A 12183-nucleotide genomic window follows, 5' to 3' on the forward strand; every position below is an offset into this window, starting at 1 on the left:
TCGGTGGTCATCATGACGAGTGGGTCGACCTCGCCGGCGGTTTCGGGGTCGGGAGCGATGAACTCAAACACCAGTTGCCGCTTGCCCAACATCGCCGGCCCGGAGATCAACAGGTTCAGTCCGGCGTCGAGGGGCGCGATATCGAACGGGAGTGTCTCGGGAAGGGGATACCCATCGATTTTTGTGTCGTGTTCAGCCATCGAGTCGGGCCTCCACGTACCTTTGGGTATCGGCCGGACGGGGTGTCGCGTCGGGCGCCGTGTCGGCGGTCGATCGAGCGGCTTCGGCGACGAGAGCCGACACCGCCGTCGCGCCGACGTGGACCGTCCGGGCACTGTCCGCGTCAACGAGGCGAGAAAAGTCGGTCCCCGCCACATCGCTGTCATCATCGGCGCGGAGGGCGGTCGAAGTCATACGCTGTACCTACGTCCAGTTTTGCGGCGGCGATAATTAAATGCACCTGTCGGTGACCGGTCGTCGGTCGACGGTATCGGCCGTCGCTCCACGACTGCCGGTGTGACCGGTCACCCGAGTTCCTCACGGACGAGTTCGGCCGCGCGGGTGACCGCCCCGACGGAGGAGAGGTGGCCAGCGCCGACGGTGGCTTTCATCGCGCGGGCGGGTGCGCCGGTGAACACCTTCGGCCCCACGGTTGCGACGGCGTCGTCGCCGACGGAGACGATCCAGCCAGGGGCGTCGAATCGGAACGGGGCGAGACGGGGCGAGAAGCCGTCGGCTCTCGGGTCGTCGCGGACCAGTCGGTCGACGTTCGTCGCGACGGTGCCCGCCTCCCGGATGGCGGCCGCCGCGCTCGCCGGAACGGCCGCACCGTCGGCGTCAACGACGCGAGCGGCGTCACCGAGGGCGAAGGTGCGGTCGTCGAGACGAAGGTCCCCCTGCACCACCCGTCGGTCGCCATCGAGAGCGTCCGGCCCGCGGATACCGCCGGTCCAGACGAACGTGTCGTAGGCGACGGTCCGGTCGGCGAGTTCGACCGTGTCGGCTGTCGCACCGGTGACCCGCGTGCCGGTGTGAACCGTCACGCCACTCGATTCGAGGGCGTCGCGCACAGCGGCGCGGAACGCCTCGGGGAAGGCGGGGGCGAGCGTCGACTCGCGTTCGACGACGGTGACCTCGACGTCGGCGCCGCGTTCGTCAGCGAGAGCGGCGAGTTCACCGGCCACCTGGATCCCGGAGAGCCCGCCACCGCCGACGACCGCCCGGCCGTTCGTCGCGCAGGTGTCGAGAAACGACTCACGGAGTCGGTGGGCGTGGTCGAGGCGCTTCAACGGCAGTCCGTGGTCGTCGACGCCGGGGAGATCGTAGAAGGCGGTGTCGGCACCGAGACAGATCGCCGCGTAGTCGTACCCGAGGGTGCCATCCTCGAGGTGGACACCGCGTGTCTCGCGGTCGACGCGTTCGATCCGTCCCGTACGGACCGTCGCGCGGTCCAGCGCCTCCGTCAGGGGGACGGTGATGGCGTCGGCCACCCCAGGGCGGCGGACGACGCGGTGGAGTTCGTGTTGGACGAGGTGGGTGTCGGACTCGTCGACAACGACGAGGTCGACCGCCTCTGGAAGGCGCGATTCGAGGCGGCGAGCGAGGGTCAGGCCGGCGTATCCGGCTCCGAGAACGACGACGCGCATACCGGAGGTTGGCGTCCACGGCAAAGAAGGGTCGCACTCGTGTGACGCGCACTACTAAGTGGCGTCGCCGCCACGGATCGAGAGATGGGTATCGAAGGGTTCGTCTGCTGGACGGCACGGTCGGTCGACGACCCAGCCGAGTTGCGACGTGTGGTTGAGGCGCAACTGCCGTCACACGAGGACGCCGTGGGCGAGACGGAACGGGCGGGGTTACTGGAGGGAACAACCCTGCGCCCGCGCGGCCTCGCCGCGGCCCACAGATTCGCCGAGGGCGGCGGCCTGCCGATGCCCGGCGCGGCGGATGCCGTCGCGGATTTCAGCGCGATCCTCGACGAACTCCGGTCGGCGGAGCGCCGGCGGGAGAGGTTTGTCGCCGACACGATTCCAGAAGGGTTCGAGCGGACGGAGCCGACGGCAAACCAGTACGACAGAACCTACCACACGGTCAACGTCACACGGAGCTATCCCTCCGGTGTGTCGGTGGAACTCAACTACCGGTCGCGGGATCCAAGTCACCCCGGTTCCTCACGGCCCCGGGAGTCGAGCGCGATTTTGTGGCTTCGTGGCGACGTGCGACAAACCCACGAGTACCGGGCGTCGTGGACGGAAGATTAGAACAGCGCGTCTGACGCCGGGCGCACCTCGGCGGGGCCACCGACCTTCCAGACGCGGGTCTCGACGCCACAGTCCGCCACCACGGACTCGACACGGTCGACGTGGGCTGTGAGGGTGTTGACGTAGACGCTCGCGCCCGTGTCCGTCGAGAAGAAGACGGGGATACCCTCGTCGCGGAGGGCGCGAACGGCGTTGAACACAGCGATGGTCCGAGGTTGCCAGTACACCCACCCCGCCGGCCCGGTCATCGTCGTGGCTGCGAGCGACAGGGAGTCGTGTTCCGCGAGTTCGAACGCGCGTTCGAAGTCCGCGTCGGTGAGGGCGTCGCGCATCTCCACGACCTGGCCGTGGATGTGGGCCATCCGCGCTTGGAACATGTGACTGTCCGCGGCTTCCTCGTGTGCTTGTTCGGTTTCCTTATACGACGGGACGAGGCCGGCGACGATCCGAAGGTCGTCTTCGAGGTCGGTCTCGATCCGTTCGGACCGGCAGTCGGCGTCGTTGAGGCCGGTCCTGAGGTGGGAGAACGCGCCGGTGACGGCGCGGGCGGCCGAGGCGGAGCCACGGCGCGCGACGGTCGACAGTTCGGGCAGGGAGAGGTCGAGATCCGCGGCCGCACACAACGCGACCGCGGCGGCCGCAAAGCCCGACGACGAGGAGCCAAAGCCGACGTTCGACTCGAAGGAGTTCTGACTCTCCAGACGGACGCCGGCCTCGATCCCCGCTCGGTCACGGACGTGGTCGACGACGGCGTCGATCCGCTCCGCTCCACGGCCGTCGACGCGGTCGCCGTCGACGACGTAAACGTCCTCATCGCCGCCGAACTCGACGGTGGTGATCGTCCGACTCGGCGCGGTACAGACGCTGATGCTGTCGTGGTACGGCATCCGGCGTTCGGAGTCACGCATCCCGTGGTATTTCACCAGCCCCTCGATCGGGTGGGCCGTCGCGGTCGCTTTCATACCCCAAGAGGGGTCGGACACCCGGATAAACGTCCCGAAACGGGCGGCCCGATCCGGGCGGTGACCAGATATAAAACGGCGTGGACCGACCCCGGGGTATGTCATGTGTCTCTCGACGGAGGGTCCCCGAGCCACCGACCGAGGCGACCGAGAGGCCGGCGGGGCGGTGAGTCGAGTGAACGGAACCGGACGGACGCGCCGGCGGTTTCTCGAAGCCGTCGGCGTTGCCGGTTTTCTCGGACTCGCCGGGTGTTCGGGTGACCCGGACGGGGGTGACGATACGGCGACAGCGACACCGACATCGACACCCACCGGGACGCCGACGCCGACACAGGCGTCCGAGTACACCGGTACGCTCGGGGCCGAGGCGATGTTCGACGCGACGCCGACCCATCCCGATCTGGATCCGACGGAGTACGTGTGGGCGCGCCACGTGAACGTCGACGGGGTGCTGTCGGCCGTCGACGACCGGACCATCGCAGCACGGCTCCGCGGAGGGTGGCTGGGATCAGGGCCGCCGGCGTACGCAGACTCCGACGCGTTCGAACTCGTCCACGTGCAGTCCCGTGGAGTCCCAAACGTCACCTTCGGCTACGGCGACTTCTCGCCGGCCACGGTCATCGAGGGACTGATCGACGACGACTGGCGTCGCGAGGGCGAGCGGGCGGGGTTCGACCGCCTCGAAGAGGGTGGCTACACGACCGCAGTGGGGGACGCGGCGTGGCTCGTGACCCGGACGGCCGAGGCGGGAGCCGAGGCGATGGACGGCCTGATCGACGCCGTCGGGACCGACCCGCTGTCCGGCCGTCTTGAGGACGTCGACGCCGAGGCGGTTGCGAGGGCGGCCGCGGAGGATGGCAACTACCACGTTCTCGAACGGTCGGTATCGGCGGGGTACGCGGCGGGTATCGCCGTCAAGTACGCCCCATACCGGCCGCCGGTCGGCGTGATGCAGTACGCGACCGACCGGGCGTCGCCGGTGTGGGAGCGTATCGAGACCGAGTTCGAGGAACGGATCGTCGGCGAGGTCCGCCGGTCGGCGTTCGGCGAGGAGTTCGCCTGACCGGAGGCGGCCAACGGTTTAAATATCCAGTCACCCTACATATCCGGTATGACAACCTCCGAGAGCGGAGAGGCCGGCGTCGATGCCCCAGAGGACGCGGAGCGGACATACGCCGTCGTTCTCGATTCCCTCCCGCACGGCCGGCCGGAGGACGACCGCCCTCAGTACAAGAAGTCGCCGCTAGCGTACGCCCTCGGGGAGTCGGCGTTCCGACTGCTGGAACTCACGCTCGGCGACGACGCCGACGTGAGCATCGGCGATCGGGTGGTCGTCGATCCGGCGGGAGAACGGGACGGGGTCGAGCGGTATCGAGAGGTCGAGTACGACGACCTCTCGAACGCCGCGACCTCGGAACTGGAGTACGTGGTCGAAGAGATCGTCGACCGCGAGGAGCGACGCTTCGTCGACTTCTACAACGAGGCACAGCCGATCACCCTTCGCCTCCACCAACTCAACCTCCTGCCGGGCATCGGGAAGAAACTCCGCAACGACGTGCTCGACGAGCGGAAGCGGGACCCGTTCGAGCGCTTTGCCGACCTCGAAGAACGGATCGCCGGGCTTCACGATCCGAAGGGTGTGCTCGTCGACCGGATCATCGAGGAACTCCGCGACGATGACCTCAAATATCAAACGTTCGTCGGGGACGACACGTAACGCCGAAACGGGAAATTTACCCCGACACGCGTGCTACCGAGGACGATGACAGCGTCGCGTGACCCGAGCCGTCTTCTCGACCGAGCGGGTGTGAGTGGGAACCCGGATCGCGATCAGCACTTTCTCGTCGACGACCGTGTTCTGGATCGGTTACCGGCGCACCTCCACGACGACGCCGACCGAGGTCACGTTCTCGAGGTCGGCGGGGGAACGGGCGCGCTCACCGACCGCCTCCTCGCGACGAGCGACCGGGTAACGGTTATCGAGCGCGACCCCGACCTCGCCGCCTTTCTCCGACAGGAGTTCGAGGCCGACATCGCCGACGGCCTGCTGACCGTGATCTGTGGCGACGCCCTCGAGGTCGACCTCCCCGAGGACGTGACCGCGAGCGTCTCGAACCTACCCTACGGCGTCTCCAGTGAGATCACGTTCCGCCTCCTACCGCTCGGAGTACCGACCGTCCTGATGTTTCAGCGGGAGTTCGCCGAGCGCATGGCCGCGGCACCGGGAACAAGCGAGTACGGCCGCCTGTCGGTGAGCGCGCGCCACTACGCGGACATCGAGGTGGTCGAACCCGTCCCCCCGACGGCGTTCTCGCCGCCGCCGGCGGTCGACAGCGCGGTCGTACGGACCACGCCCCGCGATCCCGCGTACGAGGTCGACGACGAGGCCTTTTTTTTACGGTTCGTGAAGGCGGTGTTCACCCAACGCCGGAAAACGCTCCGGAACGCCGTCCGCAACACCGCACACATCTCCGGGCTCGCCGATCCGGACGCGGTCGTCGCGGCGGCCGACGAGGCGACCATGTCGAAGCGTGCGGGCGAACTCGCACCCGACGAGTTCGCCGAACTCGCCGAACTCGCGACCGAGCACGGCGGAGGTATCGGCGGTGGTTGACGCCCTCGCCGCCGCGGACGCGACGACGGTGAGTCGGGCGGTCGCGACCGTCGTGGTCGTGGCGGTCGTTCTCGGTGTCCGGTACGCCGCGAACCGTGTCCGCCGGAGCGACCGTGAGATCGGCCAGCGGAGCGAACTCGTGTTGTCGGCGGCACTGACGGCGGTGACCGGGGGGGGTATCCTGACCGTCATCGTCCTGTGGGATCTGATCGGCCCGCTCGCGCGATCGTACCGGAACCTCGGTCTCCAGGACCTCGCCGGACGGGTACTGCTCGGGGTGGTGATCCTCACGACGACCTACGCCCTGACCGACCTCGTGGGACGGGTCATCGGCGAGTTCACCGGCACGCGATCGAGCATCAGCGAACACCAACGGGAGATCATCTACCGCCTGACGCAGGTGATGTTGTACACGGTGGCGCTACTGGTCGTGATCGGACTGTTCACCCGCGACATAGGGAGCCTGCTGGTCGGGGCCGGTTTTCTCGGTATCGTGGTCGGGATGGCGGCCAGGCAGACGCTCGGGGCGGCGCTGGCAGGGTTCGTCCTGATGTTCTCGCACCCGTTCGAGATCGGCGACTGGATCCAAGTTGGCGACCGCGAGGGGATCGTCACCGAGATCACCATCATCAGCACGCGGATCCAGACCTTCGACGGCGAGTACGTGATGCTCCCGAACGATGAGGTGAGCGGACAGGCGATCACCAACCGCACCCGTAAGGGTCGACTCCGGATCGAGGTCGAGGTCGGTGTCGACTACGATCACGACCCCGAACGGGCGGCCCGAATCGCCCGCGAGACGGTCAAAGAACTGGACGAGGTTCTGAACGTGCCGACGCCTCAGGTGGTGGGCAAGCGGTTCGGGGACTCGGCCATCGTTCTCGGGATTCGAGTGTGGATCGATAACCCCAGCGCCCGGCGGATGTGGCGTGCACGAACCGCCGTGATCGAGACGGTCACCGACGCCTACGCCGATGCGGGGATCAAGATCCCGTTCCCGCAACGCGAACTCATGGGTCGAACGGAGGAGGGGGGCCTTGCCGTCGCGGAGGGCGTCAAGCGACCGGCGCCAAGGCCGGCAACGGACGGCGACGGGGAGCGATGACCGACGACTCGGCCGCCGATCTGGCGGCTCGCCGGGGGATGGAGACGACCGTGTATCAACCCGCAGAGGACTCCCGTCTGCTCGCCGACGCGGCGGGCGACCACGCCCGCGGGCGGACGCTCGAAGTCGGAACGGGATCGGGTTGGGTCGCCGAGCGCATCGCGGTTGAGACGGACACGGAGGTGATCACCAGCGACTACAACCCCGAAGCCTGTCGGCAGGCCCACGACCGGGGACTGGCCGCCGTCCGGGCCGACCTCGTCGCCCCGTTTCGAGCCGAGGCGTTCGATACCGTCGCGTTCAACCCACCGTACCTCCCGACCGATCCCGACAACGAGTGGGACGATCGGATGGAACGGGCGCTCTCCGGCGGGGAGTCCGGCCGTGCGGTCATCGACCCCTTTCTCGGTTCGGTCGGTCGGGTGCTGCGTCCCGGAGGGGTCGTCCTTCTCCTCGTCAGTAGTCTCACGGGCTTCGAGACGGTCGTCGAGAACGCGGAGAAACAGGGGTTCGACGTCGAGACGATCCGACAGGAGTCGTACCCCTTCGAGACGTTGTCGGTGCTCCGCCTCGAATTACCCTGAATAATATTTTGGTTTAGCAAATATTAAGCGACGGTATCACATACGTCCGGTCGATGACCGAACTGGTCGCCACGACACCGGGGTTGTATCCGCTTCCCGACTGGGCGAAAGACGAGCTATCCGAACTGAAAGGCCACCAGAAGGGCGACCTCATCGCCGGCGACGAGGGACCGGAGGTTCTCGACGTCTACGAGCGCGCCCGCACCGACGCGGTGGACACACAGGGAAACGCCGGTCTCGACCGGACGGTCGAGGGCCAACCGCGGTGGGACGACATGCTCGCCCACCCGCTGACCGTCCACGAAAACGTCGAGACGGGCGGGATCATCCGGTACTACGACAACAACAACTTCTACCGCGACCCGCAGGTACAGGGCGAACTGACCCCCTCGGGCGACGTGGCGGCCGAACTGTCGGCCGTCGACGCCACCGACCGACAGGCCGTCCTGCCGGGGCCGTACTCGTTGTTTGATCTCGCCACCGACGAGTTCTACGACGACGACGCCGAGTTTCTCGACGCTGTTACCGACTTTCTCGCGGGCGAGATTGCGGAGTTCCCGACCCACGAAACGTTGTTTCTCCTCGAACCGTCGCTGGTTGAGAACGCACCCGACGACGACGATAACGAACACGCGAGCGAGGCAATCGACCGTGTCGCCGCCGCGACGGACGCGGACGTCGTCGTCCACACCTACTGGGGGTCGATTCCGGAGCGGACGTACGCCCACCTGATGGACGCCGACGTCGACGCCATCGGCTTCGACTTCGTCGCCGACGCCGACGAATCGCTGTACAACATCAACGAGTACGGCACGAAAGACGCCGTGGCGATGGGACTGGTCGACGGACAGAACACGCTCGTCGAGTCGCCGGAGACGATCCGTGACCGCGTCGAGTGGGTCGACGAGAACACCCACACCGAGTTCGACCGGGCGTACCTCACCTCGAACACGGAGCTGTTCTACCTGCCGGTGAACAGGTTCGAGGCCAAACTCAAGTCGTTGGCCGACGCCGCCACACTCGCGGAGGTGGACGCATGAGCGAGAACGACCGCGAGCAGTTCCGCCCCGACGACCACCCCAACGAGCATTTTCTGCTCACCTCCATCGTCGGGAGTTATCCGAAGCCAAAGTGGCTCAACCGCGTCTCCGACCTCGCGGACGATCCGGAGTCGAGGTTCGACGAGGAACAGCTCCGGGAGGCCCACGACGACGCCTGTCGCGTCATGATCGACGAACACGAGCGGGCGGGCCTGGACACGGTGTCCGACGGCGAGATGCGCCGCAACGAGATGGTGGAGTTCTTCGCCGACCGCATCGAGGGCTACGAGTTCAACGGCCCGGTGAAGGTGTGGGGACACAACTACTTCGACAAGCCTTCGGTCGTCGACGAGGTCGAGTACGCGGACTCGTGGCTCGTCGACGAGTTCGAGTTCACACAATCCGTCGCTTCGAAACCGGTGAAGGTGCCTATCACGGGGCCATACACCCTCGCCGCGTGGTCGTTCAACGAGGCCTACGACGACGAGGCCGACCTCGCCTACGCCCTCGCCGACCTCGTCAACGAGGAGGTCGAGGCACTCGTCGACGCCGGCGCGCGCTACATCCAGATCGACGAGCCCGCACTGGCGACGACACCCGACGATCACGCCATCGTCGGCGAGTGTCTCGACCGCATCGTCGCCGGCATCGCCGACGAGGTGCGCATCGGCCTTCACGTGTGTTACGGCGACTACTCGCGGATCTACCCCGAACTGCTGGAGTACCCCATCGACGAGTTCGACCTCGAACTCTGCAACGGCGATTACGAACAGCTCGACGTGTTCACCGATCCCGAGTTCACGACGGATCTGGCACTGGGCGTCGTCGACGTCCACACCGCGGAGGTCGAGTCCGTCGAGGAGATCAAGGAGAATATCAAACAAGGGTTCGAGATCGTTCCGCCCGAGAACCTCACCATCAGCCCCGATTGTGGCGTGAAACTCCTCCCTCGCGAGGTGGCGTATCAAAAAATCGAGAACATGGTCACGGCCGCACGCGAGATCGAGGCCGAACTCGACGCCGGCGAGATCGACCTCAGTCCGGAGGTCAGCGCGGACTAACCCCGGCGCTCCGTCCTCGACTCCGAGGATCGCCGCCGTAAAATCGCCGCGGCCAGCGCCCCCCAGACGACACACTCAACGAAAAACGACGGCGTAGCGACGTAGTAGCGGGCGAACGCGATGGGCGGGAGGGAAATAACGGGCGTGTGCCTGATCGCCGGCCAGCCCAAAAAAAGGAGGTCCGTTGGTCGCCCGTTGACGATCATGTGTACGGCATCGAGCGCGAGATGTGACGCCCAACCGAGCCACACCGGCGTCCACGCCCGACGGAGAAACACGACGACGAAGCCGGCGACGAGAACGGGAAGCGAATGTGCAGCCGTCTGGTAGAGGTCGACGATGCCGACGAGTGCGGCAGGTTTGTCGATCAGGTCGGGGAGCGCTGCCCCGACGACGAGAAGCGGCGCGGACAGGTCCCACCGCTTTCCGAGAACGTACGCCGCGGCGAGGTGGGTGGGAAAGAGCACCGGGTGGTCCACGGCGCATACTACGGTCGAGCATATATCTTTGTCGCGAGCGTGACGACCGTTGGGTTGAATCGGTCGGCTGGGACCATCTACGCCATCACGGTCGGTCGGCGTAGCGGCGGTACCCCTCTCGACCCCCGACGGCGAGGAGGATAGAGCCGACAAGCGCCAAAACACCGGTTTCGGCAACCGGGGGGACCGCGTCGATCAGACGCCACCCTGTGGCGACGCCGACGACGAACCCGACCTGCAGGAGACAGACCGCACCGAGCGCGTACCGACGGGTGGTGGCGTACAACGAACCGACGGCCGCCGTCTCGGCGGCGGCGTGGGTCGTGAGAACCGCCGCCCCCACGAGTCCGAGCGTCGCGTCGGCGGCGTAAAGTGTCGCGAGGACCACGCCCTCTAGGCCGCGGTGTAGCGTCACAGCCCCGAGTGCGGCGTCCGCACAGGCACCGCAGTCGGTGACCGCGCGGCCACGAGCGGTGGCGACAACGCCGACACCGGCAAGCGTGCCGGCCGCGACGCCGAACGGCGCGCCGTCGAGGGCGAGACCCATCGAGAGGCAACCGAGCGCGAGCAACAGAAACGGGACGACCCGGCCGGCGTTGCCGACACGAGCGGCGGGGTCGAGCAGAACGAGAGCGATCCCGCCACCGAACAGGCTGGCACCGACGGAGGCGACGACGATTGTGGGGAACGCGAGGCCGCCGGCGGTGGTGGCCGTCCCGTGGGCGGCTGCGGGGGTCGAAACCGCCGCCGTCAGAAGAACGGTCGGAACGATGGACAGGATGTAGCGTTGCATGACTGAACCGGTAGCACGCCGGGAGACCGAGAACGGGAACTAGTGAGACGGGACCGCTCGTCGTCGGCGGGAGACGGTCAGACCGCGTCAGGCCCCTCTTTGCCGGTGCGCACCTGGATCGCGTTGTCGACGGGCATGATGAAGATCTTTCCGTCGCCGGGTTCGCCCGTGTGAGCCGCGTCGCGGATCGCGTTTGCGACGTCCGCGCCGTCGACGTCGGCGACGACACACTCGACCTTTGTCTTCTGGTGAAGATCGACCGTGTACTCCTCGCCGCGCCACTGCCCTTTCTTTGCGGGCTGTGAGCCGCGGCCGGAGACGTTCGACACCGTGATCGAGGGGGCGCCGGCCTCGGCGACCGCCTGCTTCACCGGCCCGAGTTTGTCGGGACGGATGTAAGCAACCACCATCTCGATCTCAGTCATCGTCGGACACCCCACTGCCGTCGGTTGCCGTCTCCGGCGTCCGTCCCGGCGCGGTGCCGACCGAATTGTCGCCGAATTCGGGGTAGGTCACGATGCCGTGCTCCGAGGAGTCGAGCCCCTCACGCTCGTGTTCGCTGCTCACCCGTGCCCAGCCGAGTGCCTTCAGCAGGCCGTAGATAACGAAGGTGATCACCGCCGCCCAAAGCGCGAGAACGGCGACGCCGACGGCCTGGATGCCGAGTTGGGAAAGCGAGAACGCCGACGTGGTGTTAACGAAGGGGTACGCGAGCGCACTCAGTGCGCCGGCGGAACCGTGGACCGGGAAGACAGCACAGACGTCGTCGATGCCGACCTTCTCCAGCAGGTCGAAGACGAGGACGACCTGTACGCCGGCGAGAAAGCCAACAACGAGGGTTGCCTGCCAACTCGCCACCGCGGCGATGGAACAGACGCTAACGAGACCGGCAAGCAGACCGTTGGCCGTCATGAGGCTATCCACCTTGCCGCTCCGGACGAGGCTGATCGCCGCGGCACCGATGCTGCCGGTCCCCATGACCAGCGCGGTGTTGATCGCGACCCGACCGGCGTACGCGTAGTCGGCAAGGGCGAGTTCACCGGCGTCGGTGACCTGGAAGACGCTGACCGCGGTACCGACGTTGAATCCGTACCAACCAAAGGCGAGGATGAGCGTCCCGAGGATGGCGTAGGGCAGCGAGTGGCCGGGAATAACGTTCGCTGAGCCGTCGTCGTTGAACTTGTCCATCCGCGGGCCGACCATGTACGCGGCGACGAGGCCACACACGCCGCCGGTCATGTGGACGACCGCCGCGCCGGCGAAGTCCTGAAAACCGAGGGCGGA

The 12183-nt window shown here is 66.9% G+C and carries 13 protein-coding genes and 2 pseudogenes; 8 read left to right on the plus strand and 7 right to left on the minus strand.

Annotated elements, in window-relative coordinates:
• The 3 genes and pseudogenes from Q0925_RS07705 to Q0925_RS07715 all read right to left on the minus strand — a co-directional run.
• Nucleotides 1-200 (minus strand): annotated as a pseudogene (locus tag Q0925_RS07705) (hypothetical protein); the annotation flags it as partial.
• Nucleotides 193-414 carry a hypothetical protein gene (locus Q0925_RS07710; RefSeq protein WP_299333684.1) on the minus strand — a complete coding sequence of 74 codons (222 nt, stop codon included), beginning with the start codon at nt 412-414 and terminating at the stop codon, nt 193-195. The pseudogene Q0925_RS07705 and the gene Q0925_RS07710, both read right to left, overlap by 8 nt.
• A 110-nt stretch (nt 415-524) precedes the next feature.
• Nucleotides 525-1646, minus strand: a complete 1122-nt coding sequence (locus tag Q0925_RS07715; protein WP_299333687.1) for an NAD(P)/FAD-dependent oxidoreductase — start codon at nt 1644-1646, stop codon at nt 525-527.
• An 84-nt stretch (nt 1647-1730) separates the two neighbouring features.
• Between Q0925_RS07715 and Q0925_RS07720 the strand changes: the two genes are divergently transcribed.
• On the plus strand, nt 1731-2261 hold the full coding sequence (locus Q0925_RS07720) for a hypothetical protein (protein ID WP_299333690.1): 531 nt from the start codon (nt 1731-1733) through the stop codon (nt 2259-2261).
• On the opposite strand, the gene mvaD is transcribed toward Q0925_RS07720, so the two are convergent.
• A complete protein-coding gene (gene mvaD, locus Q0925_RS07725) occupies nt 2258-3223 on the minus strand; it encodes a phosphomevalonate decarboxylase MvaD (RefSeq protein ID WP_299333692.1) in 966 nt (321 codons plus the stop codon). The two genes, Q0925_RS07720 and mvaD, sit on opposite strands and share 4 nt — an antisense overlap.
• A gap of 166 nt (nt 3224-3389) precedes the next feature.
• Here mvaD and Q0925_RS07730 point away from each other — a divergent pair, with 166 nt between their 5' ends.
• The 7 genes from Q0925_RS07730 to Q0925_RS07760 are packed head-to-tail and all read left to right on the plus strand — an operon-like array spanning nt 3390 to nt 9627.
• Complete coding sequence (locus Q0925_RS07730) at nt 3390-4286, plus strand: hypothetical protein (protein ID WP_299333695.1); 897 nt, start codon at nt 3390-3392, stop codon at nt 4284-4286.
• A gap of 48 nt (nt 4287-4334) precedes the next feature.
• Nucleotides 4335-4940, plus strand: a complete 606-nt coding sequence (locus tag Q0925_RS07735; RefSeq protein WP_299333698.1) for a DUF655 domain-containing protein — start codon at nt 4335-4337, stop codon at nt 4938-4940.
• A 45-nt stretch (nt 4941-4985) separates the two neighbouring features.
• Entirely contained in the window at nt 4986-5837 is an 852-nt protein-coding gene (locus Q0925_RS07740) for a 16S ribosomal RNA methyltransferase A (protein WP_299333701.1), read from the plus strand.
• Nucleotides 5830-6942 (plus strand): mechanosensitive ion channel family protein, encoded by a 1113-nt coding sequence (locus Q0925_RS07745; RefSeq protein ID WP_299333704.1) that lies wholly within the window; start codon nt 5830-5832, stop codon nt 6940-6942. Before Q0925_RS07740 ends, Q0925_RS07745 begins: the two co-directional genes overlap by 8 nt.
• Entirely contained in the window at nt 6939-7526 is a 588-nt protein-coding gene (locus Q0925_RS07750; RefSeq protein ID WP_299333707.1) for a HemK2/MTQ2 family protein methyltransferase, read from the plus strand. Before Q0925_RS07745 ends, Q0925_RS07750 begins: the two co-directional genes overlap by 4 nt.
• 53 nt (nt 7527-7579) lie before the next feature.
• Nucleotides 7580-8566, plus strand: coding sequence for a 5-methyltetrahydropteroyltriglutamate--homocysteine methyltransferase (locus Q0925_RS07755; RefSeq protein WP_299333710.1), 987 nt, complete (start codon nt 7580-7582; stop codon nt 8564-8566).
• On the plus strand, nt 8563-9627 hold the full coding sequence (locus Q0925_RS07760; RefSeq protein WP_299333713.1) for a methionine synthase: 1065 nt from the start codon (nt 8563-8565) through the stop codon (nt 9625-9627). Before Q0925_RS07755 ends, Q0925_RS07760 begins: the two co-directional genes overlap by 4 nt.
• On the opposite strand, the gene Q0925_RS07765 is transcribed toward Q0925_RS07760, so the two are convergent.
• The 3 genes and pseudogenes from Q0925_RS07765 to Q0925_RS07780 all read right to left on the minus strand — a co-directional run.
• Entirely contained in the window at nt 9624-10106 is a 483-nt protein-coding gene (locus Q0925_RS07765; RefSeq protein ID WP_299333716.1) for a metal-dependent hydrolase, read from the minus strand. The two genes, Q0925_RS07760 and Q0925_RS07765, sit on opposite strands and share 4 nt — an antisense overlap.
• Nucleotides 10107-10191: 85 nt before the next feature.
• Nucleotides 10192-10899, minus strand: coding sequence for a hypothetical protein (locus Q0925_RS07770; RefSeq protein ID WP_299333719.1), 708 nt, complete (start codon nt 10897-10899; stop codon nt 10192-10194).
• A gap of 77 nt (nt 10900-10976) precedes the next feature.
• Nucleotides 10977-12183, minus strand: a pseudogene (locus tag Q0925_RS07780) (ammonium transporter); the annotation flags it as partial.

It is taken from the genome of Haloplanus sp. (assembly GCF_028275055.1).
Taxonomy (GTDB): Archaea; Halobacteriota; Halobacteria; order Halobacteriales; family Haloferacaceae; genus Haloplanus.

What these genes read in the sequence shown, in the direction of transcription:
- Q0925_RS07740 (WP_299333701.1), top strand. Translation starts at nt 4,986, where the DNA reads ATGACAGCGTCGCGTGACCCGAGCCGTCTTCTCGACCGAGCGGGTGTG.
- Q0925_RS07755 (WP_299333710.1), top strand. Translation starts at nt 7,580, where the DNA reads ATGACCGAACTGGTCGCCACGACACCGGGGTTGTATCCGCTTCCCGAC.
- Q0925_RS07715 (WP_299333687.1), bottom strand. Translation starts at nt 1,646, where the DNA reads ATGCGCGTCGTCGTTCTCGGAGCCGGATACGCCGGCCTGACCCTCGCT.
- mvaD (WP_299333692.1), bottom strand. Translation starts at nt 3,223, where the DNA reads ATGAAAGCGACCGCGACGGCCCACCCGATCGAGGGGCTGGTGAAATAC.
- Q0925_RS07710 (WP_299333684.1), bottom strand. Translation starts at nt 414, where the DNA reads ATGACTTCGACCGCCCTCCGCGCCGATGATGACAGCGATGTGGCGGGG.
- Q0925_RS07735 (WP_299333698.1), top strand. Translation starts at nt 4,335, where the DNA reads ATGACAACCTCCGAGAGCGGAGAGGCCGGCGTCGATGCCCCAGAGGAC.
- Q0925_RS07770 (WP_299333719.1), bottom strand. Translation starts at nt 10,899, where the DNA reads ATGCAACGCTACATCCTGTCCATCGTTCCGACCGTTCTTCTGACGGCG.
- Q0925_RS07720 (WP_299333690.1), top strand. Translation starts at nt 1,731, where the DNA reads ATGGGTATCGAAGGGTTCGTCTGCTGGACGGCACGGTCGGTCGACGAC.
- Q0925_RS07750 (WP_299333707.1), top strand. Translation starts at nt 6,939, where the DNA reads ATGACCGACGACTCGGCCGCCGATCTGGCGGCTCGCCGGGGGATGGAG.
- Q0925_RS07760 (WP_299333713.1), top strand. Translation starts at nt 8,563, where the DNA reads ATGAGCGAGAACGACCGCGAGCAGTTCCGCCCCGACGACCACCCCAAC.